The sequence below is a fragment of the Isoptericola jiangsuensis genome (assembly GCF_002563715.1).
In the GTDB taxonomy this organism is placed as follows: domain Bacteria; phylum Actinomycetota; class Actinomycetes; order Actinomycetales; family Cellulomonadaceae; genus Isoptericola; species Isoptericola jiangsuensis.
Genome location: NZ_PDJJ01000001.1, coordinates 348,903 through 372,096 on the forward strand (window position 1 = coordinate 348,903; position 23,194 = coordinate 372,096).

21 protein-coding genes and 1 pseudogene are annotated in these 23,194 nt (G+C 74.9%); 16 read left to right on the forward strand and 6 right to left on the reverse strand.

The genetic code is table 11. From position 1 onward, the window contains the following. Positions 1-11: 11 nt before the first annotated feature. Positions 12-1,751 (reverse strand): pyruvate dehydrogenase, encoded by a 1,740-nt coding sequence (locus ATJ88_RS01615; RefSeq protein WP_098462309.1) that lies wholly within the window; start codon positions 1,749-1,751, stop codon positions 12-14. Positions 1,752-1,925: 174 nt separating this feature from the next. Between ATJ88_RS01615 and ATJ88_RS01620 the strand changes: the two genes are divergently transcribed. Genes ATJ88_RS01620 through ATJ88_RS01635 form a run of 4 tightly spaced genes read left to right on the forward strand, consistent with a single transcriptional unit; the run spans position 1,926 to position 5,140 of the window. Then, positions 1,926-3,314, forward strand: coding sequence for a ferredoxin reductase family protein (locus tag ATJ88_RS01620; protein ID WP_098462311.1), 1,389 nt, complete (start codon positions 1,926-1,928; stop codon positions 3,312-3,314). Next, positions 3,311-3,892: an FMN-binding protein gene (locus ATJ88_RS01625; protein ID WP_098462313.1), complete on the forward strand. Its 582-nt coding sequence runs from the start codon at positions 3,311-3,313 to the stop codon at positions 3,890-3,892. The genes ATJ88_RS01620 and ATJ88_RS01625 overlap by 4 nt, the downstream gene beginning before the upstream one ends. Before the next feature lie 3 nt (positions 3,893-3,895). Then, positions 3,896-4,684: an FAD:protein FMN transferase gene (locus ATJ88_RS01630; RefSeq protein WP_245852053.1), complete on the forward strand. Its 789-nt coding sequence runs from the start codon at positions 3,896-3,898 to the stop codon at positions 4,682-4,684. 51 nt (positions 4,685-4,735) lie between these two features. Then, on the forward strand, positions 4,736-5,140 hold the full coding sequence (locus tag ATJ88_RS01635) for a VOC family protein (RefSeq protein WP_098462314.1): 405 nt from the start codon (positions 4,736-4,738) through the stop codon (positions 5,138-5,140). Positions 5,141-5,168: 28 nt separating this feature from the next. Here ATJ88_RS01635 and ATJ88_RS01640 read toward each other — a convergent pair whose 3' ends face one another. After that, a complete protein-coding gene (locus ATJ88_RS01640; protein ID WP_098462315.1) occupies positions 5,169-5,843 on the reverse strand; it encodes an SDR family oxidoreductase in 675 nt (224 codons plus the stop codon). A 124-nt stretch (positions 5,844-5,967) separates the two neighbouring features. Next, positions 5,968-6,447 carry a redox-sensitive transcriptional activator SoxR gene (gene soxR / locus ATJ88_RS01645; protein WP_098462316.1) on the reverse strand — a complete coding sequence of 160 codons (480 nt, stop codon included), beginning with the start codon at positions 6,445-6,447 and terminating at the stop codon, positions 5,968-5,970. Positions 6,448-6,495: 48 nt separating this feature from the next. Here soxR and ATJ88_RS01650 point away from each other — a divergent pair, with 48 nt between their 5' ends. From ATJ88_RS01650 to ATJ88_RS01680, 7 genes are all read left to right on the forward strand, one after another. Further along, entirely contained in the window at positions 6,496-7,185 is a 690-nt protein-coding gene (locus tag ATJ88_RS01650) for a thiamine pyrophosphate-dependent enzyme (RefSeq protein WP_098462317.1), read from the forward strand. After that, entirely contained in the window at positions 7,182-8,096 is a 915-nt protein-coding gene (locus tag ATJ88_RS01655; RefSeq protein WP_098462318.1) for a transketolase family protein, read from the forward strand. Before ATJ88_RS01650 ends, ATJ88_RS01655 begins: the two co-directional genes overlap by 4 nt. A gap of 147 nt (positions 8,097-8,243) precedes the next feature. Next, on the forward strand, positions 8,244-9,458 hold the full coding sequence (locus ATJ88_RS01660) for a pyridoxal phosphate-dependent aminotransferase (RefSeq protein ID WP_098462319.1): 1,215 nt from the start codon (positions 8,244-8,246) through the stop codon (positions 9,456-9,458). A gap of 87 nt (positions 9,459-9,545) precedes the next feature. After that, positions 9,546-9,812 (forward strand): DUF805 domain-containing protein, encoded by a 267-nt coding sequence (locus ATJ88_RS01665; protein WP_211287442.1) that lies wholly within the window; start codon positions 9,546-9,548, stop codon positions 9,810-9,812. A gap of 246 nt (positions 9,813-10,058) precedes the next feature. Beyond that, entirely contained in the window at positions 10,059-11,240 is a 1,182-nt protein-coding gene (gene pdhA / locus ATJ88_RS01670) for a pyruvate dehydrogenase (acetyl-transferring) E1 component subunit alpha (protein WP_098462320.1), read from the forward strand. Next, positions 11,237-12,223, forward strand: a complete 987-nt coding sequence (locus tag ATJ88_RS01675; protein WP_098462321.1) for an alpha-ketoacid dehydrogenase subunit beta — start codon at positions 11,237-11,239, stop codon at positions 12,221-12,223. The genes pdhA and ATJ88_RS01675 overlap by 4 nt, the downstream gene beginning before the upstream one ends. Positions 12,224-12,240: 17 nt before the next feature. Further along, a complete protein-coding gene (locus tag ATJ88_RS01680) occupies positions 12,241-13,746 on the forward strand; it encodes a dihydrolipoamide acetyltransferase family protein (protein ID WP_098462322.1) in 1,506 nt (501 codons plus the stop codon). A 136-nt stretch (positions 13,747-13,882) separates the two neighbouring features. Here ATJ88_RS01680 and ATJ88_RS01685 read toward each other — a convergent pair whose 3' ends face one another. Further along, positions 13,883-15,133, reverse strand: coding sequence for an ATP-binding protein (locus ATJ88_RS01685; protein ID WP_098462323.1), 1,251 nt, complete (start codon positions 15,131-15,133; stop codon positions 13,883-13,885). Between the two features lie 186 nt (positions 15,134-15,319). Here ATJ88_RS01685 and ATJ88_RS01690 point away from each other — a divergent pair, with 186 nt between their 5' ends. Both ATJ88_RS01690 and ATJ88_RS01695 read left to right on the forward strand, forming a co-directional pair. After that, positions 15,320-17,386, forward strand: coding sequence for a bifunctional copper resistance protein CopD/cytochrome c oxidase assembly protein (locus ATJ88_RS01690; RefSeq protein WP_245852054.1), 2,067 nt, complete (start codon positions 15,320-15,322; stop codon positions 17,384-17,386). Between the two features lie 126 nt (positions 17,387-17,512). Next, complete coding sequence (locus ATJ88_RS01695; protein ID WP_098462325.1) at positions 17,513-17,803, forward strand: DUF4287 domain-containing protein; 291 nt, start codon at positions 17,513-17,515, stop codon at positions 17,801-17,803. Between the two features lie 10 nt (positions 17,804-17,813). On the opposite strand, the gene ATJ88_RS01700 is transcribed toward ATJ88_RS01695, so the two are convergent. After that, positions 17,814-18,491, reverse strand: coding sequence for a pyridoxamine 5'-phosphate oxidase family protein (locus tag ATJ88_RS01700; RefSeq protein ID WP_098462326.1), 678 nt, complete (start codon positions 18,489-18,491; stop codon positions 17,814-17,816). A gap of 70 nt (positions 18,492-18,561) precedes the next feature. Between ATJ88_RS01700 and ATJ88_RS01705 the strand changes: the two genes are divergently transcribed. The 3 genes and pseudogenes from ATJ88_RS01705 (at position 18,562) to ATJ88_RS01715 (ending at position 21,846) form a co-directional block, all read left to right on the forward strand. Further along, positions 18,562-19,998, forward strand: a complete 1,437-nt coding sequence (locus ATJ88_RS01705; RefSeq protein ID WP_245852056.1) for an aminotransferase-like domain-containing protein — start codon at positions 18,562-18,564, stop codon at positions 19,996-19,998. 56 nt (positions 19,999-20,054) lie between these two features. Next, positions 20,055-20,753, forward strand: coding sequence for a ThuA domain-containing protein (locus tag ATJ88_RS01710; RefSeq protein WP_098462327.1), 699 nt, complete (start codon positions 20,055-20,057; stop codon positions 20,751-20,753). Continuing rightward, positions 20,732-21,846, forward strand: a pseudogene (locus ATJ88_RS01715) (Gfo/Idh/MocA family protein). Before ATJ88_RS01710 ends, ATJ88_RS01715 begins: the two are co-directional and overlap by 22 nt. 48 nt (positions 21,847-21,894) lie before the next feature. On the opposite strand, the gene ATJ88_RS01720 reads toward ATJ88_RS01715, so the two are convergent. Continuing rightward, complete coding sequence (locus tag ATJ88_RS01720) at positions 21,895-23,061, reverse strand: FAD-dependent oxidoreductase (RefSeq protein ID WP_170023481.1); 1,167 nt, start codon at positions 23,059-23,061, stop codon at positions 21,895-21,897. Positions 23,062-23,194 lie beyond the last annotated feature (133 nt).

Consider the following 23,194-nt stretch of genomic DNA (forward strand, 5'->3'; position numbering starts at 1 on the left):
CGGAGCCCGCGTCAGCGGGGCAGGTTGCGCAGGTTGGAGCGGGCCATCGACATGACCTCGCCCATGCCGCCGCCCAGGACCTGCTTGGTCATGGCGGTCGCGAACCCGCGCACCTGCCCCGACGTGATCGACGGCGGGATCGACAGCGCGTTCGGGTCCGTCATGACCTCCACCAGCGCCGGGCCGTCGGTGGCGAACGCCTCCGCGAACGCCTTCGCGAGGTCCTTCGGCTTCGTCACCCGGGTCGAGGGGATGCCGACGGCCGCACCGATCGCGGCGTAGTCGACCTCCGGCGAGTCCGTCCCGTACGACGGCAGGCCCTCGACCAGCATCTCCAGCTTCACCATGCCGAGGGTCGCGTTGTTGAACACCACGACCTTCACCGGCAGGTCGTAGGTGCGGACCGTGATGAGCTCGCCGAGCAGCATCGACAGCCCGCCGTCCCCCGCGAGCGCCACCACCTGGCGGCCGGGCTGCGCGGTGGCCGCACCGATGGCGTGCGGCAGGGCGTTCGCCATCGAGCCGTGGATGAACGACCCGATGACGCGCCGCCGCCCGTTGGGCGTCAGGTAGCGGGCCGCCCACACGTTGTTCATGCCGGTGTCGACGGTGAACACGGCGTCGTCGGCCGCGGCCTCGTCGAGCTGCACGGCCGCGTACTCGGGGTGGATCGGGGTGTGCTTCTCCACGTTGCGCGTGTACGCGCCCACGACCTTCGTCATGACCTTGGCGTGCTTGTCCACCATGGACCGCAGGAACTTGCGGTCGCTCTTGCGCTCCAGGCGCGGGTTGAGCAAGCGCAGCGTCTCGCCGACGTCGCCGTGGACAGGGACGTCGAGGCGGGTCCGGCGGCCCAGGTGGGAGGCCTCGACGTCGATCTGCGCGGTGCGGACGTCGGCGGGCAGGAACGAGTCGTACGGGAAGTCGGTGCCGATCAGGACCAGGAGGTCCGCGGAGTGCATCGCCTCGTGGCACGACCCGTACCCGAGCAGCCCGGACATCCCCACGTCGTGCGGGTTGTCGTACTGGATGATCTCCTTGCCGCGCAGCGAGTGGCCCACGGGTGCGGCGGCCAGGTCGGCGAGCTCCAGCACCTCGTCGCGGGCGTCCCGCGCACCGGCCCCGACGAACAGGGTGACCTTGCGTGCGGCGTTGATCGCCTCCGCGAGCGCCGCCACGTCGGCGTCGTGCGGCACGACCCGGGCCGGGCAGGCGCCCGGGATGAGGATCGGGGCGTCGTCGTCGGGCACGGGCTCGTCCGCGACGTCGCCGGGCAGGGTGAGGACGGCGACGCCGGGCGCGGCGAGCGCGTGCTGGATCGCGGACCGCGTGACCCGGGGGAGCTGCGCGGCCGTCGAGATCATCTCGGAGAACACCGACGCCTCGTTGAACAGGCGGTCCGGGTGGGTCTCCTGGAAGAACTGCGTGCCGATCTGCGCGCTCGGGATGTGCGACGCGATGGCCAGCACGGGCAGGCCCGACCGGTTCGCGTCGTAGAGGCCGTTGATGAGGTGCAGGTTGCCGGGGCCGCAGGACCCCGCGCACACGGCGAGCTCGCCGGTCACCTCCGCCTCCGCGGCCGCCGCGAAGGCGGCCGCCTCCTCGTGGCGCACGTGCACCCAGTCGATGCCGTCGGTGCGGCGGACGGCGTCCACGACGGGGTTGAGGGAGTCCCCGACGATGCCGTAGATGCGGCGCACGCCGGCGGCGACGAGCTGGTCGACGAGGTGCTCGGCGACGGTGCGGGTCATGGTTCCGGGACCTCCGAGGGTGGGGACGTCGGGCTCCTCCACCCTGCCCCCGGAACCGTGGGAGCGCGCGACGGGCACCCGTGGCGCCGGTCACGCCGGCGCCCCCGCACCCGGCGGCGGGAAGTCACAGGCCCGTCCCAGGGTGTTCCGAGGAACGCGGGTCACGCTCCATCCATGACCACCACCTCGGTCCGGCCACCCGGCCCCGCGGCCCCGGCCTTCCCGCCCGGCCCGCCGCGGCCCTCGCCCCCGCGCCGGTCCGGCGCCTGGGCCCTGCGCGCGACGGTCGTGCTCGGGCTCGCGGCCGTCGTCGTCCTCTGGTTCACCGGCGCCGCCCCGGTGCTGGGCACGCCGGGCGAGGCGCTCGCCGGCGCGGGCGACCTGGCGGGGCTCCTCGCCTCGTTCCTCGTGTGCCTCCAGCTCCTGCTCGTGGCCCGCGTGCCCTGGTTCGAGCGGGCGGTCGGCATGGACCGGCTCGTCGCCTGGCACCGGTCGCTCGGCACCACCGTGCTGCTGCTCGTGGCCACGCACGTCGTGCTCGTCGTGGGCGGGGGCGCCCTGATCGAGGCGCGCACCCCCTGGTCGGAGGCGCTGACGCTCGTCGCGACGCAGCCCGACGTGCTGTCGGCGGTCGTCGGCACCGCGATCTTCCTCGCCGTCGGCCTCACCAGCGCGCGCTGGCTGCGCCGCATCCTGAGCTACGAGGCCTGGTACCTCGTCCACCTCACCGTCTACGTGGGCGTCTGGCTCACGTTCGGCCACCAGCTCGCCGCGGGCACCCACTTCGTCGCCTCGGCGCCCGCGCGCGTCGTGTGGACCCTGCTCTACGTCGCCACGGCCGCCGCCGTCCTCACCTGGCGGGTCGCGCTGCCCCTGTGGCAATGGACCCGTCACCTCGTGCGCGTCGAGGCGATCCACGACGAGTCCCCCACCGCGCGCAGCGTGTGGCTCACCGGACCCGGTGTCGACGCGCTCGGGGGGCGCTCCGGCCAGTTCTTCCTCGTGCGGTTCCTCGCCCGCGGGCACCTCGGCACCGCCCACCCCTACTCCGTGAGCGCCCCGCCCCGCGACGGCCGTCTCCGCTTCACCGTCGGGGCCCTCGGCGACCACTCGACCGCCGTCGGCGACCTCCGCGTCGGCACCCGCGCGCTGCTCGAGGGGCCGTTCGGCCGCTTCACCGCCGACCGCGCCCGCTCCGCGCACGTGCTGCTCGTCGCCGGCGGTGCCGGCATCGGGCCCGTCCGGGCCCTCGCCGAGGAGCTGTGGTCCCAGGGGCGTGACGTCGTCGTCCTGCACCGTGCCCGCCGCGCCGACGAGCTCGCGCACGCCGCCGAGCTGTCGCAGGTGCCCGGCCTGCGGTACGTGCCGCTCACCGGTCGCCGCACCGAGCTCGGCTACGACCCCCTCGCCCCCGGCCCGCTGCGCCACCTCGTGCCCGACGTCGCCCGTCGCGACGTGTTCGTCTGCGGCCCCGAGGGCATGATCGCCACGGTCGTGGCCTCCGCCCGCGCGCTCGGGGTGCCCCGCAGCGCCGTCCACCACGAGGAGCTGAGCCTGACATGACCGCACGCTGGAGAGGGACGCTCGTCTACGTCGGCAGCCTCGTCGTCATCGGCACCGCCGCCGTCACCCGGTACGTGGGCGTCGAGGCGCCCGTCGCCAGCGCCGACGCCACCACCCCGGGGACGACGGCGGGGACGTCCGGCACCACGCAGGACCCGACCGGGTCCGACGGGACGTCGTCGGGGTCCTCCGGGTCGGCGTCCGGGTCGACCGACGGCTCCTCGGACGGCACCGGCGCCGACACGGGGTCCACGCCCGCGCCGTCGGACACCGGGACCGCGCAGGACCAGGCCGCGCAGGACGTGACCGTCACCGGGGACGTCGAGCAGACCCGCTACGGGCCCGTGCAGGTCGCCGTCACGTTCTCCGGCGACCAGATCGTCGGCGTCACCACCGTGCAGGTGCCCGGCGGGCACCGCGAGAGCGTGCAGATCAACGACCGGGCCGCCCCGATCCTCGCGCAGGAGGTCGTCGACGCGCAGTCCGCCCGCATCGACACGGTCAGCGGTGCCACCTACACGACCGAGGGCTACCGGGCGTCCGTGCAGTCCGCCATCGACGCCTACCAGCAGGGCTGAGCCGTGCGCCGCGTCGTCGAGGTCATGGGTGTCCCGATCTCCTTCCACCTGCCCGGGCACCGGGGGCTCGCCGCGACGGACCCCGCCGCCGCGGAGCGCGCCGTCGACGACGCCGTCGACGTCCTGCGCGCCGCCGACCGCCGGTTCAGCCGCCACCGGCCCGGCTCCGAGCTCACCGCCGTGCGCCGCGGCCTCCTCGACGTCGCGGACGCCAGCCCCGCGCTGCAGGAGGTCGTGGCCCGCGGCCAGGCCGCCGAACGGGCCTCCGACGGCGCGTTCCGCCTCACCGGCCCCGACGGGCTCCTCGACACCGACGGCGTCGTCAAGGGCTGGGCGGCGCAGCGCGCCGCCGACCTCCTCACCGCCCGCGGCGTCACCGACCTGTGCCTCAACGCCGGCGGGGACGTCGTCGTGCGGGGCGGGCCGGAGCCCGGCCGGCCCTGGTCCGTGGCCGTGCGAGACCCGGCCGACGCCACCCGGACCTTGGCCGTCGTGCACGTCACCGACGGCGCGGTGGCGACGTCCGGCCGCTACGAGCGCGGCGACCACCTGTGGGACGGCCGCACCGGGCACCCCGCCACCGCGCTCGCCTCGACGACGGTCGTGGCCGCCGACCTCACCGACGCCGACGTGCTCGCCACCGCGGCGTTCGCGCGCGGCGTCGGCGGGGCGGCCTGGGCCGTCGAGTGGGGTGCCGCCTGGGCGCTGGAGGTGCACCCCGACGGCACGCCGGTGACCGCCGGCGCCGGACTGCCGTCGGACCGGCGGACGCGGACCGCGTCGGCAGCCTGAGCGCCGGCCCGGACGCCCGCCCGCCGGTCCGCCCGGTGCTTCAATGGGCCGGTGCCGGGAATCCACCACCTCGAGATCTGGGTGCGCGACATCGACCGCGCCCGGGGCCCCTGGGCCTGGCTGCTCACCGCCCTCGGGTTCGAGCGGAGCCAGACCTGGAACGGCGGCACGTCGTGGGCCTGCGGCGCCACCTACCTCACCCTGACGACCTCACCGCACCTGTCCGCCGACGACCACGACCGGCGCCGTCCCGGCATGAACCACGTCGCGTTCCATGGCGGCGAGCCCGCCGACGTCGACGCGCTCGTCACGGCCGCACCGGCGCACGGCTGGACCCCCCTCTACGCCGACCGGTACCCGCACGCCGGCGGCCCCGACCACTACGCGGGCTGGCTGGAGGACCCCGACGGCTTCAAGGTGGAGGTCGTCGCGTCCTCCCGCACCGCGGCCGACTGAGCGATCGCGGCCCCGCTGCCGACCGGGGTCAGGCGTCGCGCAGGGCCGCCGGGATCGTGACGTCCCCGGTGGAGAACCGGATGAACCGGCCCACGGTCTCGGGGATGCGCAGCGTCGCGGCGACGACCTGCGCGACGTCCGCGCGCGGGACGTCGCCTCCGCCCTGGCCGATGTGCTCGCCCTCGCCGAGCACGCGGATCCGCCCGGTCGGCGGCCCGTCCGTGAGGGTGCCCGGTCCGAGGATCGTCCAGTCGAGGGCGCTGCCGCGCAGGTGGTCGTCCGCGGCGAGCTTGGCGTCGGTGTAGGCGAAGAACGACGAGTCGGTCGGCACCCCGTGGTCGGGCACGGACCCGATCCACGACACCATGACGTAGCGCTGCACGCCCGCCTGGATCGCGGCGTCCATGGAGCGGATCGCGGCGTCGCGGTCGACGGCGTAGGTGCGGTCGGGGTTCCCGCCGCCCGCGCCCGCGGACCACACCACGGCGTCCGCGTCGTTGAGGGCGTGCGCGATGTCCTCGGTCGACGCCGACTCGACGTCGAGCAGCAACGGGTCGGCGCCGATGTCGGCGACGCGGTCCACCTGCTCCGGCTTGCGCACCATCCCCACGACGTCGACCGCGGGCCCGGCACCGCCGTCGGCGAGCAGCGGGACGAGGAGCCGGGCGACCTTGCCGAGCGCTCCGATGACGACGACCTTCATGGTGGACCTCCGTGACGTGGGGACCCCTCCACCGTGGCACCCGCGCGGCCGGGGTGCCACCGGTCCGCCGCCCCTGCTGCCGAGCGTCTCTGAAAGTCCGGCATCGACGCGCGATGCCGGACTTTCAGAGACGCTCGACGGGTGGGACGACGTCCGACGGCGAGTCCCCCTCCAGGTAGCGGGGACCGGGCCCGAGCGCGGCGGCGCGATCGTCGGGGTTCTGGAGCGTGCAGCGCTCCAGGGACAGGCAGCCGCAGCCAATGCACGAGTCCAGGTCGTCGCGCAGCCGTTCCAGGGTGGCGATGCGTTCGTCCAGCAGGCCGCGCCACGACGCGGACAGCCGCCGCCAGTCCGCGGCGGTCGGGGTGCGGCCGTCGGGGAGCGTGGCCAGCGCGGCGCCGATCTGGTCGAGCGTGAGCCCCAGCCGGGCGGCCGTGCGCACGAACGCGACCCGGCGCAGCACCGTGCGCTCGTACCGGCGCTGGTTCCCCGCGGTGCGGGTGGAGGTGATGAGCCCGAGCGACTCGTAGAACCGCAGGCCCGACGCCGCGACGCCGCTGCGGCGCGCCAGCTCGCCGATCGTCAGGTACCGCTGCGCCGTCACGACCCACCCCCTTGACCTCAAGTTCACTTCAACTTACAGGGTGGGTCCATGACCACCACCGGCACCGCCCGCGCCGACGTGCGTGCGCTCGTCGCCCGCGTCACCGGCGACGAGAAGCACGACCCCAGCGCCCACTCCACGCTCGACGTCGTCCGCGTCCTCTACGAGAACGTCCTGCACGTCGACCCGGACCGCCCCGACGACCCCGACCGCGACCGGTTCGTCCTGTCGAAGGGTCACGGACCCGCCTCCACCTACGCCGTGCTCGCCGCGCACGGGTTCTTCCCCGCGGACTGGCTCGACGACGTCGGCGCCTGGGGCTCGCCGCTCGGCCACCACCCCGACCGGGTGCTCGTGCCCGGCATCGAGGTCGGCAGCGGGTCGCTCGGCCACGGCCTGCCGCTCGCCGTCGGGATGGCGCTCGGGCTGCGCGGCCGCTCCCCGGCCCGCGTCGTCGTGCTCGTCGGCGACGCCGAGCTCGACGAGGGCAGCAACGCCGAGGCGATCCAGGTCGCCGGACGCCTCGGCCTCGGCCCTCTCACCTGCGTCGTCGTGGACAACCACAGCGACAACCACGGCTGGCCCGGCGGCATCGCCGCCCGGTTCGGCGTCGAGGGGTGGGCCACCACCGACGTCGACACCCGCGACGACGCCCGCCTCGCCGCAGCCCTGCGCCGCACCCTGACCGACCGCCCCACCGTCGTCGTCGTCGACGCCCCCCGGAAGGACGCCGCATGACCATGCGCGACCGCTTCTACGCCGAGCTCGACCCCCTGCTCACCGCCGCGGACGACGCCGTCGTCGTGCTCGCCGTCATCGGCTCCGCCCAGGCCGCCCCCGCCGCGGCCCGCCACCCGGGCCGCGTCATCGACGTCGGCATCCGCGAGCAGGCGCTCGTCGGCGTCGCCGGCGGCCTCGCCCTCACGGGGCGCCGCCCGATCCTGCACTCGTACGCGCCGTTCCTCGTGGAACGCCCCTACGAGCAGCTGAAGATCTCGCTCGGCCACCAGGACGTCGGCGCGATCCTCGTCAGCATCGGCGCGTCCTACGACGCGAGCCGCGAGGGGCGCACCCACCAGGCGCCCGCCGACGTCGCGCTCGTGGCCGCGCTGCCCGGGTGGACCGTGCACGTGCCCGGGCACCCCGACGAGGTCGCCGAGATCCTGCACCGGGAGGTCCACCGGGACGGCCGCGTCTACGTGCGGCTCTCCTCCCAGGTGAACGACCGGCCGCGCCCCACGGACGGCCTGCTCCACCTGGTCCGTGACGGCGACCCGGACGCGCCGCTGGTCGTCGCCGTCGGGCCGATGCTCGACACCGTGCTCGCCGCCGTCGCCGACCTGCCCGTCCGGGTCGCGTGGACCGCCACCCCGCACCCGCTGGACGGCGCGGGCCTGCGGACGCTCGCCGGTCCCGCACCGCAGGTGGTGATGGTCGAGCCGTACCTGGAGGGCACCAGCGCGGCCGCGGTCGCGGCGGCGCTCGCGGACCGGCCGGCCCGGGTGCTGCACGTCGGGGTGCCGCGCGACGCGGAGCTGCGCCGGTACGGGACGCCGCGGGACCACGCCGCAGCGCACGGCCTCGACGTCGCCGGGGTGCGGGCGCGGGTGGCGTCGTTCGCGCGCACCCCCGCCGTCGAGCGTCCCTGAAAGTCCGGCATCGCGCGTCGATGCCGGACTTTCAGAGACGCTCGACGCACGGCGCCGGCCGCGAGGCGCGCGACATCCGCCGCGAAAGGGGCCATTCGTCGCCGGATGGCCGTACCGAGCACCCGCAGCGGCTGCGAAGATGGGTCGGTGCGCACCATCCGGCAGAGCAACAAGCTTCGCGGCGTCCGATACGACGTCCGCGGCCCCATCCTGGCCGAGGCCCAGCGTCTCGAGGCCGAGGGCCACCGCATCCTCAAGCTGAACATCGGCAACACGGCACCGTTCGGCTTCGAGGCACCGGAGTCCATCGTCGCCTCGATGACGCACCACCTCACCGAGGCGCAGGGGTACAGCGACTCCCGCGGGATCTGGTCGGCACGCACCGCGGTGGCGCAGTACTACCAGTCGTGCGGGCTGAAGGACACGTCGGTCGACGACGTCTTCATCGGCAACGGCGTGTCCGAGCTCATCTCGATGGTGCTCCAGGCGTTCGTCGACGAGGGGAACGAGATCCTCGTCCCCGCCCCCGACTACCCCCTGTGGACGGGCGCGGTGTCGCTCACCGGCGGCACCCCCGTCCACTACCGGTGCGACGAGGCGAACGGCTGGATGCCGGACCTCGAGGACATCGAGTCCAAGATCACCGAGAACACGCACGCGATCGTCATCATCAACCCGAACAACCCGACGGGTGCGGTGTACAGCAAGGAGATGGTGGAGGCGCTGGTCGACATCGCGCGTCGCCACGACCTCGTCGTCTTCTCGGACGAGATCTACGAGAAGATCCTGTTCGACGACGCCGTGCACCACCACGCCGCGAAGGCCGCGGGTGACGACGTCCTCTGCCTGACGTTCTCCGGCCTGTCGAAGGCGTACCGGGCGTGCGGCTACCGCGCCGGCTGGGTGATGATCTCCGGCCCGCAGGAGCGCGCCACGGAGTTCCTCGAGGGCCTCACCCTGCTCGCCAACATGCGCATGTGCGCCAACGTGCCGGGCCAGCACGCGATCCAGACGGCGCTCGGCGGCTACCAGTCCATCGACGAGCTCGTCGTGCCCGGCGGGCGGTTCCACGACCAGGCGATGCTCGCCGACAAGCTGCTCAACGACATCCCCGGCGTCAGCTCGGTGCGGCCGCGCGGCGCGCTCTACTGCTTCCCGCGTCTCGACCCCGAGGTGTACGCGATCGACGACGACGAGGCGTTCGTCATCGACCTGCTGCGCGCCAAGAAGATCCTCGTCACCCACGGCACCGGCTTCAACTGGTTCGAGCCGGACCACTTCCGCCTCGTCACCCTGCCGGACGTCGAGGTCCTGGAGGAGGCCATCGGCCGCATCGCCGAGTTCCTCGCGCAGCGCCGCTAGTCCGGGTCCGCCGACGACGGGCGTCGCTGCCACGGGGGCGGCGCCCGTCGTCGTGCGGGCGGCGCGGGACCGGCGGACCATGCCGTCATGGACACCGTGGACTACGACCAGCTCAACGACGACTACGGGTGGCTCGTCGGCGGTGCGGCGATCGCCGTGTACGTGGCGCTGGCGCTGATCGTGCTGATCGCGTACGTGCGGATCATCCAGAAGGCGGGCTACTCGGGCTGGTGGGTGCTCGTCGCGCTGGTGCCGATCCTCAACGTGATCATGTTCTTCGTGTTCGCGTTCGCGCGGTGGCCGGTGCTGCGGGGGCTGGACGCGGCGCGTCCCGGGCAGACGTACCAGCGCTGAGCGCGGCACCACCGAGGCGGGGCTGCTCCGGCCCTGGTGACAGGCCCGGCTTGTGGGATTCCTCCAAAACGGCTCGCGCGACATTGGCCGCGCCGCCAGGGGGTGCAGCCCGGGGTCCACAACCTACGCTGGCGTAGGCTACGAAGGCGTAGGTTCCTCCTCGTCCGCGCGTGCGGGCAGGACCGGGACCTCGTGCGCAGCCGGAGCAGCCCAGCCCCGCCCGGGGCCGCCAGCGAAGGAGACCACGTGCCGCACCTCGCCACCGACGGGGCCGACGACGCCGCCGTCGACGTCGTCCCGCTCGTCCAGCTCGTCACCCCCGGTGGCGAGCGCGTCGTCGAACCCGACAACCCCGGCCCGATCGACCACGCCGCCTACGCCGCCCGCGTCGCGCACCTCACGGGTGACGACCTGCGCGCGATGTACCGCGACATGGTCCTCACCCGCCGGTTCGACGACGAGGCCACCGCTCTGCAGCGGCAGGGCGAGCTCGCGCTGTTCGCGCAGTCGACCGGCCAGGAGGCCGCGCAGGTCGGCCCCGCGCACGCGCTGTCCCGCCAGGACGTCATCTTCCCGTCGTACCGCGAGCACGGCATGCTGCACGTGCGCGGCATCGACCCGGTGGACCGCCTGCGCCTGTACCGCGGCGCGGACCACGGCGGCTGGGACCCGGCGGAGTTCAACGTCAACGTGTACACGCTCGTCATCGGCTCGCAGGCGCTGCACGCGACCGGCTATGCGATGGGCGTGCAGCGCGACGGCGCCGTCGGCACCGGCGACCCGGAGCGGGACACCGCCGTGGTCGCCTGCTTCGGCGACGGCGCGACCAGCCAGGGCGACGTCAACGAGGCGCTCGTGTTCGCCGCCGTGAACGACGCCCCCGTCGTCTTCTGGTGCCAGAACAACCAGTGGGCGATCTCGGAGCCGACCACCCGCCAGACCCGCGTGCCGCTGTACCGCCGCGGCGAGGGCTTCGGCGTCCCGAGCGTCCGCGTGGACGGCAACGACGTGCTCGCCTGCTACGCCGTCATGGCGGAGGCCGTGGAGCGCGCCCACGCCGGGCACGGCCCCACGTTCGTCGAGGCGTACACGTACCGCATGGGCGCCCACACCACGTCCGACGACCCCACCCGGTACCGGGAGCGGGCCGAGGAGGAGTACTGGCGCCGCCGCGACCCGATCGAGCGGCTGGAGGCGCTGCTGCGCGCCGAGGGGCACTGGGACGACGCCTTCGCCGCCGCGCTGGACGCCGAGGCCGAGGCGCTCGGCGAGACGCTGCGCACCGGGGTGCGCGCGCTCGGCGCGCCGCCCGCCGCCACGATGTTCGACCACGTGTACGCCACCGAGCACGCGCAGGTCACCGCCGAGCGCGCGTGGTTCGAGCGCTACGAGTCCGAGACCGCGCAGGCCGAGGAGGTCGCCCGATGAGCACGCAGACGATGCCCCTGGCCAAGGCGATCACCGCGGGGCTGCGCTCCGCCCTCGACGGTGACGACAAGGTCATGATCATGGGGGAGGACGTCGGCCGGCTCGGCGGCGTGTTCCGCGTGACCGACGGGCTGCAGAAGGACTTCGGGGAGCACCGCGTCGTCGACACGCCGCTCGCGGAGTCCGGCATCGTCGGCACCGCGATCGGTCTCGCCATGCGCGGCTACCGGCCGGTCTGCGAGATCCAGTTCGACGGCTTCGTGTTCCCCGCGTTCGACCAGATCACCACCCAGCTGTCCAAGCTGCACTCCCGCACCGGCGGTCGCGTGCAGGTGCCCGTCGTCATCCGCATCCCGTACGGCGGCGGCATCGGTGCGGTCGAGCACCACTCGGAGTCCCCGGAGGCGCTGTTCGCGCACACCGCGGGCCTGCGCGTCGTGTCGCCGGCCACCCCGCAGGACGCCTACGACATGATCCGGGCGGCGATCGCGTCGCCGGACCCCGTGGTGTTCTTCGAGCCGAAGGGCCGCTACTGGGCCAAGGGGGAGGTCGACCTCGACGCTCCCGTCCCGGCCGACGCCCTCGGCACCGCGCGGGTCGTCCGTCCGGGCACCGACATCACCCTGGTGGCGTACGGGCCGACGGTCGCGACCGCGCTGTCCGCCGCCGACGCGCTCGCCGCGGAGGGCACGAGCGCCGAGGTCGTGGACCTGCGCTCGATCTCGCCGATGGACGTCCCCACGGTCGCCGGGTCGGTGCGCCGCACCGGGCGCTGCGTCGTCGTGCACGAGGCCCCGACGTTCCTCGGCGCGGGCGCCGAGCTCGCCGCCCGCGTGTCCGAGGAGTGCTTCTGGTCGTTGGAGGCGCCGGTGCTGCGGGTCGGCGGGTTCCACACGCCCTACCCGGTGGCGAAGATCGAGCACGACTACCTGCCGAGCGTGGACCGCGTCCTGGACGCCGTCGACCGGTCGCTGGCCCACTGAGAACGGCGGAGGAACCCATGAGCACGCAGCGTTTCCCCCTGCCGGACGTCGGCGAGGGCCTGACCGAGGCCGAGATCGTCGAGTGGAAGGTCGCCGTCGGCGACACCGTCACGGTCAACCAGGTCATCGTGGAGATCGAGACCGCGAAGTCGCTCGTCGAGCTGCCGTCGCCCTGGGCGGGCACCGTGACGGCCCTGCTCGCGGAGGAGGGCACGACGGTCGACGTCGGCATCCCCATCATCGAGATCGGCTCCGGCGCCCCGGCCGACGCCGCGCCCGCGGCACCGTCCGCGCCGGTCGAGGCCGTGGCCGACGGAGGGTCGTCCGACGCGGGTTCGGGTGCCGTGCTCGTCGGGTACGGCACGGGTGAGGCGGGCGGCGCCCGCCGTCGTCGTCGTCGCGGCGCGCCCGCGCCGGCTCAGGCGGCCCCCGCCGCCCCGGCAGCCCGCCCGGCCCCGGCTCCCGTACCCGCGCCGACCCCGGCCCCGGTCGCTGCCCCGGCTCCCGCAGCCCCCACCCCGGCCGCGCCCGAGCCCGCCCCCGAGCGGCCCGCCCTCGCCCGGCCGATGGTGAGCGTCCCCGCGGCGGACGCGACGTCCGGGCCGACGTCGTCGCGCGCCCGCGTCCTGGCCAAGCCGCCCGTGCGCAAGCTCGCCAAGGACCTCGGCGTCGACCTCGCGTCGGTGCACCCGACGGGCCCGGGCAGCATCGTCACGCGCGAGGACGTCGTCGCGCACCACGACGCGGCCGAGCCGCGGCTGCTCGCGACGTACCCCGACGACGACTCGCCGTGGCTGGCGTCCGGCGACGTGTCGGACGACGGCCGCGTGACCCGCGTGCCGGTCAAGAGCGTCCGCAAGCGCACGGCCGAGGCGATGGTGGCCAGCGCGTTCACCGCGCCGCACGTCACGGTGTTCCACACGGTGGACGTGACCCGCACGATGAAGCTCGTGGAGAAGCTCAAGGCGGACCGCGACTTCTCCGACGTCCGCGTGACGCCGCTGCTGATCGCCGCGAAGGCGGTGCTGCTCGCCGTGAAGCGGCACCCGGAGATCAACGCGAGCTGGGACGACGCCGCGCAGGAGATCGTCTACAAGCACTACGTGAACCTGGGGATCGCGGCGGCGACGCCGCGCGGCCTCGTGGTGCCGAACGTCAAGGACGCGCACCGCCTCGAGCTGCTCGGGCTCGCCGAGGCGCTCGGCGAGCTCACGGCGACGGCACGCGCCGGGCGGACGACGCCCGCCGCGATGTCCGACGGGACGTTCACCATCACCAACGTGGGCGTGTTCGGCATCGACACCGGCACCCCCATCCTCAACCCCGGCGAGGCCGGCATCCTCGCGTTCGGTGCGATCCGGCAGCAGCCGTGGGTGCACAAGGGCAAGGTCAAGCCGCGCTGGGTGACCCAGCTCGCGCTGAGCTTCGACCACCGGCTCGTCGACGGCGGGCTGGGCTCCCGGTTCCTCGCCGACGTCGCCCGCGTGCTGGAGGACCCGGCGCACGGCCTCGTCTGGGGCTGAGCGGGTCGGGCGGCGACCGGACAGGCGATCGTCGTCGCTTGATCCGCCTCGAGGTAAGCCGGTGCGACCCCGTTCGCACCGGCGGGTGGGAAGTCACGGGGCTGTTCGGCGCAGGTGCTTCGAGCCGCGCGGCCTCTCACGGTCCGAGGGCACCGATCGGGATCACGTGTATCCCGTCCGGGCGACGGTAGCCGTACCCCGTCGCAGTGATGACCCCGAGCGCCGCAGGTTCACCTGATCGTCTCGTGTCGACCCGTTCCACGAACCGCAGCAGCGAGGCGGCCGCTTCGTCCACTCTCGACGCTCCGAGCTTGACCTCGAAAGCTGCCCACCGGCCGTCGGCAAGCTCGACGATCGCGTCGGCCTCGACCCCCTTGGCGTCGCGGAAGTGCAGCACCTGCCCTCCGAGCGGCTGTGCGTACACGCGCAGGTCGCGGACGACCAGCGATTCGAACAGGAAGCCGGCCCACTCCAGGTCACGCAGGAGTCGGGCGGGCGTGGCGCGCAACGAGGCCGCGGCGAGCGAGGGATCGACGAAGTGACGTTTGGGTGAGGTTCTGCGCGGGATGCGCGATCGGAGGTGCGGGCCCCACGCCGGGGCGTTCTCGACGATGCGCAGCTGCTCGAGAACCGCGGTGATCTCGCCTGCGGTGGTGCGGTACACCGGCGCTTCCGGGCCCTCCGTGTCGGCGGCGATCCGTGACATCGACGCCTCGGTGGCGTTGTTCCTCGCGAGCGACGCGAGGACACGCCTCACCATCGCAGGATCGCGTCGCACACCCCCGACCTCTGAGACGTCGACCTCGGCGACGAGGCTCAGGTAGTCCCAGGCAGATCGGGCCGCGACCTCGACCGGGAGAGCCTGACGGTCGGGCCAACCGCCGACCACGACGCGCTCCAGGACGTCCTCGACCGTCAGGGCCGACGATGCCTGCTGGTCTTCCCCGTCGAGGACACCTCTCAGCGTGAGGTCGCCGTTCGAGTGGCCCGACTCGAAGAGGCTCATGGGGCGCATGGCGACGCGAGCGAACCTCCCAGCCCCGGAATGGCGTCGGACCTCGTCCGACGGGGAGGCGGATCCGGTGAGGATGAACTGACCTCGGAGCGGTGAGCGGTCGTCGACCATGCGTCGAACGTGATCCCACAGGGAGGGGACGAGCTGCCACTCGTCGACCAGCATCGGGGCTCGGCCGCCCAGCAGGGATCCAGGAGCGAGCTCGGCGGCTTCCCGTGCCGCCCGGTCGACGTCCAGCCGGACGGAGCTTGCCGCGACCTGGAGCGCCGTCGCTGTCTTGCCGCAGGCCTTCGGCCCTTCGACGAGCACTGCGCCAGCGGCTCGGAGTGAGCTCTCGATCTCCGCATCGACGACGCGGGGCTTGTAGTCCATCGGGGACCTCCATGTCTCACCAACAGGATGAACCACTTGCTATCAACAAGTTGTACCAGATTGTGTCAACACTTTGTTCCTCTCGACGTCGACAGGTTGTTCGGCCGACGGTGCCTTCGGGGCTGCCGCCGGACGTCACAGCACCGGCGTCCGGGCGGCCCGTCCGGTGCGCCTAGGCTGGACGGCGTGACCTCCACCGCCACCACGTCCCGTCGCGCCCCGGCGTCCGCGCGCCCCTGGTGGCTGGTCGCCGCCGGGCCGGGCGCCGTCGTCGTGGCGCTGCTGGCCCTGCTCCTCGCCGGGTCGTCCACCGGGGCGTTCGACCCGCTGGGCACGTTCAGCGACCCGGGTCCGCTGGTGCGGTTCGGCCTGCCCGTCGTCGGGGTGCTCACCGAGCTCGGTGTCGCGGTGACGCTCGGCGGGCTGTTCGCGGCCGCGTTCCTGCTGCCGCCGGGCCGGCACCTGGACCGGGTGCTGTCGGTCGCCGGGTGGGCGGCGAGCGCGTGGGCGGTCGCCGCCGTCGTGCAGCTCGTCCTGGAGTACTCGTACGTCTCGACGATCTCCCCGACGGACCAGGCGTTCGGTCAGGGCCTGTGGCAGTTCGTGCAGGACGTCGAGCTGGGGCAGATCCGCCTGTGGACGATCCTGCTGGCCGCCGTGACGTCGGCGCTGGCGCTCGGGGTCCGCGGGCCGGTGGGTGCCCTGTGGACGGCCGCGCTGCCGACGGTCGCCCTCGCGCTGCAGTCCATCACCGGGCACGCCGCCGGCGCGGTCAACCACGACCTCGCCGTCAACGCGATGCTGCTGCACCTGGTCGGTGCCGCCCTGTGGGTGGGCGGGCTCGCCGCGCTGCTGGTCGTGGTCGTGACCCGCACCGGGAAGGACCGCGACGACGACGCCGTCGCCGCGACCGCCGTGGCCCGCTTCTCGCCCGTGGCCGCGTGGTGCTTCGTGCTCGTCGGGCTGTCCGGCGCGCTGAGCGGCCTCATCCGCCTCGAGGAGCCCGCCGACCTCCTCACGCCGTACGGCCTCCTGCTGCTCACCAAGGCCGCGCTGCTCGTCGCGCTCGGCGGGTTCGGGTGGGCGCACCGGCGCTGGATCGTCGGCAGGCTGGCGGGAGACCCCGGCCGGGTGCGCCGCCTGTACTGGCAGCTGCTGGCCGCCGAGCTCGCGACCATCGGCGCCGTGTCCGGCGTGGCGGTCGCGCTCGGCTCGTCCGCGCCGCCCGTCCCGGACGAGGTCCTCGTCGACGCGTCGCCCGCCTACCAGCTCACCGGCTACCCCCTGCCCCCCGAGTCGACGGTGTGGCGGTACTTCACCGAGTGGTCGTTCGACCCGCTGTTCGCCGTCGCGTGCGTCGCGGGCGCCGTCGTCTACGTGCGCTGGGCGCTGCGCCTGCGCCGGCGCGGCGACACGTGGCCGCTCGGACGGACGATCTCGTGGTGCGCCGGGATGGTCGTCATGCTGTGGGTGACCAACGGCGGCCCCGCCGTGTACGGCCACGTCGTCTTCAGCGGCCACATGACCCAGCACATGATGCTGGCGATGGTGGTGCCGCTGCTGCTCGTCCTGGCGGCGCCCGTCACGCTGCTGCTGCGCGCCGTGCCCGTCCGCAAGGACGGCTCCCGCGGGCCGCGCGAGTGGGTGCTCGGCCTCGTGCACTCCCGGGTCGGGGAGTTCATGGCGCGGCCCGTCGTCGCCGCGGTGCTGTTCGCGGGCGGCATGGTGGCGTTCTACTTCACGCCGGCGTTCGAGTGGTCGCTCACCAACCACGCGGGGCACGTGTGGATGGTCGTGCACTTCACGCTCGCCGGGTACCTGTTCGCGAACGCGCTCATCGGCATCGACCCCGGTCCCCGGCGCCCGGCCTACCCGCAGCGCCTCCTGTTGCTGTTCGCCACGATGGTGTTCCACGCGTTCTTCGGCGTCGTCCTCACCACGGGCACGTCCCTGCTGGTCGCGGACTGGTTCGGCAACATGGGGCGCCCGTGGGGCGGGTCCGCGATCGACGACCAGCAGCTCGGCGGCGCCATCGCGTGGGGCATCGGCGAGCTGCCCACCGTGGTGCTCGCCATCGCCGTCGCGATCCAGTGGACCCGGTCCGACGAGCGCGAGGCGCGCCGCCAGGACCGCAAGGCCGAGCGCGACGGCGACGCCGACCTCGCCGCCTACAACGCGATGCTCGCGCAGATGGCGGAGCGCGACCGGCACGACGTCCCCGGCGGCGACGACCGCGCGGGCGGGCGGGGCTGACCCACCGGTCGGGGCCACCCGCACGACGTCACCGGGCACGACGGGTGCCCCGCACCGATGAGTTCCGGCGCGACGTGCCGTCCGACCTGGTGGACCGCACCCCGCGGCCGTGCTCAAGGAGGAAGCATGTCGTTCCAGGCCTACCTCGACGCCGTCGAGAAGAAGACCGGCAAGACCCCGCGCGCGCTCGTCGACGAGGCCGCCGAGAAGGGGTTCGGCGCCGGCACGAAGGCCGCCCCGATCCTGCAGTGGCTCGCCGACGACTACGGGCTCGGCCGCGGTCACGGCATGGCCATGGTGCACGTGATCACGAAAGGCCCCGGGATCGGGGACAAGCACGTGGGCACGACCGGCACGCACCGCGACGAGTCGGACACCCTCTGGCTCGACGGGGCGGCGACGAAGCCGTCCGCGTAGCCGCGCCCCCTCACCCCACGGGCAGCGGGACCTGCCGGGGGCGGCGCACGTGCGCCGGCACGGGGCCGGCGGCGTCGTCCGCGGTGACGGCGGGGTCGAGGACACGGCGCACGGGGACGTGCCCGGCCCAGCCGCCGGCGGCGACGTCGCCCGGCTCGTCGACCGGGCCGCCGGCGCGCGCCTTCATCGACGCCTCCCGCAGCGGCACGGCGAGCACGGCGGTGGCGGCGAGCTCCTTGCGGCTGGCGGGGCGCAGGGTCGCGGACCGGCCGGGCGCCAGGTGGTCGACGATCGCGTCGAGGGCACGGACCCGTTCGGCGTCGTCGGTGACCAGCCGGGCCTGCCCGACGACCACGGCCGACCGGTAGTTCATGGAGTGGTGGAACCCGGACCGGGCCAGCACGAGGCCGTCGAGCTCGGTGACGGTCACGCACACGGTGGTGCCCGTGGCCGCGCCGAGCCAGCGGGCCGCGACCGAGCCGTGCACGTAGAGGGTGCCGCCGTCGTCGGGGCCGTCGAGGTCGACCGCGTACGCGGTGGGCAGCACCACGGGGTGGTCCCCGACGACGACGCCCAGGTGCGCGACGAGGCCGTCGGCCAGCAGCGCGTGCAGGGCGTCGCGGTCGGCGACGGCCCGGTTCCGGCCACGGCGGACGGTGGTGCGGGGGGTGGGGGAGAGCGTCGTCATGGCTCTACCCTGGACGGACGGTGGCCTGCCCGACAGGGCCACTTCTCGCCGATTCGAACAGGACACTCCCGTGCCGCTGCCCGTGCACCTGGACCGGCGGTCCGCCGACCCCCTGAGCGCCCAGCTCGCCCGGCAGGTGCGCGAGCTCCTGGTCGGCGGGACGCTGCGCACCGGCGACCGGCTGCCCAGCACCCGGGCGCTCGCCGCCGAGCTCGCCGTGTCCCGGTCCGTCACCGAGCAGGCCTACGACCAGCTCCTCGCCGAGGGCTGGCTGGAGACGCGCCGCGGCGCCGGGACCTTCGTCGCCCCGCACCTCCTGGCGGCCCACGGCGCGGACGCCGGGCCGGCGGGCCGAGGGAGGCGCGCCACGGTCCGCACCGCCGGCTCGCCCCCCTCGACCGCTCGGACGGACACCACCGCCGGCCGGGCCCGACGCCCGGGCGGGGACCCGGCCACGCTCGTCCCGCTGAGCGCCGGGGAGCCCTGGGTCGACCCGCGGCACTCCGCCGTGTGGCGCCGCGCGTGGCGAGAGGTGTCCGCCGCGACGCCGCCCCGCGGGTACGGCGACCCGGCCGGTCTGCCCGAGCTGCGCGCCGCGCTCGCCGACCGGCTCGCCACGACGCGCGGTCTCGTCGTCGACGCCGACGACGTCCTCGTCACCGCCGGCTCCACGGCCGGGCTGCGGGAGGTGCTGGCCGCGCTGCCGCCCGGCCCGGTCGGCGTCGAGGACCCGGGCTACCGGGCCGCGGTCGCGACCGCGCGTGACGCCGGGCGGACCGTCGTCGACCTCCCGGCCGAGCGCCGGCACGACGCCGCTGCCCTGCGCGGGCTCGCCGCCGTGTACGTCACGCCCGCGCACCAGCACCCCCTGGGCCGGGTCATGCCCGCCGCCGACCGCCTCGCCCTGCTGGAGGCCGCCCGCGCGACCGGCACCCTGGTCGTCGAGGACGACTACGACTCCGAGCTGCGCTACGACGTCGCGCCCGTCCCGGCGCTCGCGGCGCTCGACCCGACCCGGGTGGCATACCTGGGGACGGCGTCGAAGTCGGCGCCGCCGGGGCTGCGGCTGGGCTGGGCGGTGCTGCCGGACGCGCTGCACGACGCCGTGCTGGCGCGGCGCGGGACGGTGCACGGCGACTTCTCGTGGCCGTCCCAGCGCGCGATGGTGGCGCTGCTGCGCGACGGCTGGCTGGACGTCGCGGTGCGCACGGCGCGCGGGGTGTACGCCGCGCGGGCGCAGCGGGTGGCGGCCGCGCTGGCGCCGTACGCGACGGCGGCGGCGACGTCGGCGGGGATGTACTCGACGTGGCTGACGTCGCCGGAGGCGTCGCTCCGGGCCCGGGACGCGGCGGCCAGGGCAGGCTTCGGGCTCAACCTGCTCCAGGACTACTGCCGCAGCGCGACGCTCACGGGCCTGGTGGTCGGGTTCGGCGGGGTGACGGACGCCGAGCTGGACGGGGCGCTCGCGGCGGTGGTCGCGGGCCTCGCCGGGGGTCCGCACGACTGAGCGGGTGCGGTGCGGCTAGGGTCGTGAGCGCTCACATTCAACGACGAAGAGGCGACATGACACGCAGAGCACTGGTGGTCCGCGGCGGCTGGGAGGGCCACTCCCCGCGCGAGGCCACCGACCTGTTCATCCCCTTCCTGCGCGACCAGGGGTTCGAGGTGAGGGTCACCGAGGACGTCGAGGTCTACGCCGACGCCGACGTCATGGCCGGGACCGACCTCGTCCTGCAGTGCGTCACGATGGCGCAGATCAGCGGCGAGGCCGTCGCCGGGCTGCGGGCCGCCGTCGAGGCCGGGACGGGCCTCGCCGGCTGGCACGGCGGCATCGCCGACTCCTTCCGGTCGAGCTCCGACTACCTCCAGCTCGTCGGCGGGCAGTTCGCGAGCCACCCCGGCAAGCCGGTCGGGGAGCGGGCCGGCGGCGCGGCGGACAACTTCCTGCCGCACACGATCGAGCTCACCGACCTCGGCCGCGAGCACGAGATCACGCGCGGCCTCGACGACGTCGCGCTCGTCACCGAGCAGTACTGGGTGCTGCACGACGACCTGATCGACGTCCTCGCCACCACCACCCACCCCGCGCGCGACGACCAGCCCTGGCACCGCCCGGTGACGTCGCCCGCGGTGTGGACGCGCCGGTGGGGCGCGGGCCGCGTGTTCGTCGCGACGCCCGGCCACGCGGTCGACGTGCTGGCCGAGCCGACCATCCGCACGATCGTCGAGAGGGGGCTGCTGTGGGCGAGCCGCACCGCGTAGGGATCGTCGGCCTCGGGGTCATCTCGGCGCAGTACCTGGGCACGCTGGCCCACCACCCCGGGGTGCAGGTCGCGGCCGTCGTGGACCTCGACCGGACGCGCGCCGAGAAGGTCGCCGCCGACCTGCCCGGGGCGCGCGTCGCCGCGGACCTCGACGACCTGCTCGCCGCCGACGACGTCACCACCGTCCTGGACCTCACGACGCCCGGCGCGCACGCGCCGGTCGCGCTGGCCTGCGCGGCGGCGGGCAAGGGCCGCTACGGCGAGAAGCCCCTGGCCGCGGACCTGGCCGCCGCACGCGAGGTCGCGGCGGCCGCGACGGCGGCCGGCACGCGGCTGGGCTGCGCGCCGGACACGGTGCTCGGCACGGGCGTGCAGACGGCGCGCGCCGCCGTCGAGGCGGGGCTGCTCGGCACGCCGACGGCGGCGACGGCCACCTGGGTGTCGCCCGGGCACGAGCGCTGGCACCCCGACCCGGACTTCTACTACGCGGCCGGCGGCGGCCCGCTGCTCGACATGGGCCCGTACTACCTGACGAGCCTCGTGCACCTGCTCGGCCCCGTCGCGTGGGTGCAGGGGGCCGCGTCCCGGTCGCGCGACGTCCGCACGATCGGGCGAGGGCCGCGCGCGGGCCAGCAGGTGCCCGTGGAGGTCGCCACGCACGTCACCGGCGTGCTGGGCCACGTGGGCGGCGCGCTGACCACCGTGACGGTGAGCTTCGACGCCGTCGCGTCCCACGCCCGCCCGATCGAGGTGCACGGCACGGCGGGGTCGCTCGTCGTGCCGGACCCCAACCGGTTCGCCGGGGACGTGGAGCTGAACCGGCTCGACGGCGACGGGTGGGAGGTGCTGCCCCGAGCGCCGGGTTCGTGGACGCCGGGCGCGGGATCGGCCTGCTGGAGATGGTCGGCGCGGCCGGCCTCGACGACGCCGGGGGCCCGCCGCGGGCGGGCGGCGACGTCGGCCTGCACGTCATGGAGGTCATGTCCGGCCTGCTGACGTCCGCCGGGACGGGGGAGCGGCTCGCGATGTCGACGGCGCCCGCCGTCCCGCCGCTCGTCCCGCTCACCGCGCCGGAGGTCTGGCGCGGCTGACACCGACGGCGGCGTCCCGGGAGCCGAAGCCCCGGGGCGCCGCCCGGCTCAGAACAGGGCGTCGACGACGCGCGGCGCCAGGCCGAGCGCCGTCGTCGTGGCGAGGCCGTCCGTGACGGTCACCGTCCGCACCCCGGGCAGGGGCTCGGTGACGACGAACGGGTCGCGCTCCGCGGCGGCCGTGCGCACGAGCTCCGGCGCGGACCAGCGTGAGCGCACCGCCAGCCGCTCGACGCCCAGCAGCTCGGCGGCCTCGCGCAGCAGCACGTGGTCCACCGCCTCGGAGCGCCCGGGCCCGGCCGGCATCCGTCCGTCGCCGACCACGAGGGAGCCGTCGGGCTGCGCGCACAGCGTGAGGTGCACGTCGTGCTCCAGCACGTCCGGCCGCGTCGAGCGCCACCGGTCCTGGACCACGCCCACCGCGCGGGACGCCGCGTACGCGCCGTCGCGGAGGAACGTCGTCGGGCCGACCACGACGGGACCCGTGGTGAGCCGCGCGCCGGCGCCCGGGTCGCCGGGCGTGGGCGGCTCGACGTGCAGCAGCTGACGGCGGCGCCGCTCCACGGTCGCGCCCACCTCCCAGAAGAGCTGGCCGACGTCGTGCCCGACGGCGACGACGACACGTCGTGCCACGACCTCGCCCCTGGCGGTGCGCACGAGCGTGCAGCCGCTGCCCGCGTCGAACGTCTGCGCGGCCGTGCCCCACGCGACGTGCGCCTGCGGGTGGGAGCCGAGCCAGTCCGCCACCGCCGTCAGCGCGGCGGCGGGCTCCACCCGCAGGTCCAGGGGGAGGAACACCCCGCCCAGGGCGTCCGGCACGGCCGTGCGCTCGGCGACGCTGCGGCCGTCCAGCGCGACCGCGTCGCCCGCGCGGGCCGCCACGAGGTCGTCCAGCACCGCGAGCTCGTCGGGGTGCCGCGCCACGACCACCGACCCGCACTCGCGCACCCCGAACCCCGCGTCCCGGCCGAGCTTCAGCCAGCGTTCCCGCGAGGCCAGGGCGCACGCCAGCGCCGTGGACGCCTGGGTGGTGACGGCGACGTGGCCGCCCCGCCGGACGGTCGCACCGGAGGGGCGCGGGGCAGCGTCGACGACGAGCACGGACAGCCCGCGGGCGTGCGCCTCCACCGCGTGCGCGAGGCCCACGACGCCCGCACCCACCACCACGAGGTCGACCTTGGTCGGGAGCGGGGGCAGGCTGCGGTCACGGTGCACGCACAGAATCTGCCGCAGCCGCACGCGTGTTCTCAAGGCGGGGGTGACGGATCGACGAGGAGTTCGACAGGTGTTCACCTGCGGTTCGGCGCCCCGTTCCCGGAGGGTCGGACGGCGCCCTCGCAAGGCCCCC

What these genes read in the sequence shown, in the direction of transcription:
- ATJ88_RS01710 (WP_098462327.1), top strand. Translation starts at nt 20,055, where the DNA reads ATGACACGCAGAGCACTGGTGGTCCGCGGCGGCTGGGAGGGCCACTCC.
- ATJ88_RS01655 (WP_098462318.1), top strand. Translation starts at nt 7,182, where the DNA reads ATGACCATGCGCGACCGCTTCTACGCCGAGCTCGACCCCCTGCTCACC.
- ATJ88_RS01700 (WP_098462326.1), bottom strand. Translation starts at nt 18,491, where the DNA reads ATGACGACGCTCTCCCCCACCCCCCGCACCACCGTCCGCCGTGGCCGG.
- ATJ88_RS01650 (WP_098462317.1), top strand. Translation starts at nt 6,496, where the DNA reads ATGACCACCACCGGCACCGCCCGCGCCGACGTGCGTGCGCTCGTCGCC.
- ATJ88_RS01685 (WP_098462323.1), bottom strand. Translation starts at nt 15,133, where the DNA reads ATGGACTACAAGCCCCGCGTCGTCGATGCGGAGATCGAGAGCTCACTC.
- ATJ88_RS01615 (WP_098462309.1), bottom strand. Translation starts at nt 1,751, where the DNA reads ATGACCCGCACCGTCGCCGAGCACCTCGTCGACCAGCTCGTCGCCGCC.
- ATJ88_RS01680 (WP_098462322.1), top strand. Translation starts at nt 12,241, where the DNA reads ATGAGCACGCAGCGTTTCCCCCTGCCGGACGTCGGCGAGGGCCTGACC.
- ATJ88_RS01675 (WP_098462321.1), top strand. Translation starts at nt 11,237, where the DNA reads ATGAGCACGCAGACGATGCCCCTGGCCAAGGCGATCACCGCGGGGCTG.
- ATJ88_RS01625 (WP_098462313.1), top strand. Translation starts at nt 3,311, where the DNA reads ATGACCGCACGCTGGAGAGGGACGCTCGTCTACGTCGGCAGCCTCGTC.
- ATJ88_RS01695 (WP_098462325.1), top strand. Translation starts at nt 17,513, where the DNA reads ATGTCGTTCCAGGCCTACCTCGACGCCGTCGAGAAGAAGACCGGCAAG.
- ATJ88_RS01665 (WP_211287442.1), top strand. Translation starts at nt 9,546, where the DNA reads ATGGACACCGTGGACTACGACCAGCTCAACGACGACTACGGGTGGCTC.
- ATJ88_RS01640 (WP_098462315.1), bottom strand. Translation starts at nt 5,843, where the DNA reads ATGAAGGTCGTCGTCATCGGAGCGCTCGGCAAGGTCGCCCGGCTCCTC.
- ATJ88_RS01620 (WP_098462311.1), top strand. Translation starts at nt 1,926, where the DNA reads ATGACCACCACCTCGGTCCGGCCACCCGGCCCCGCGGCCCCGGCCTTC.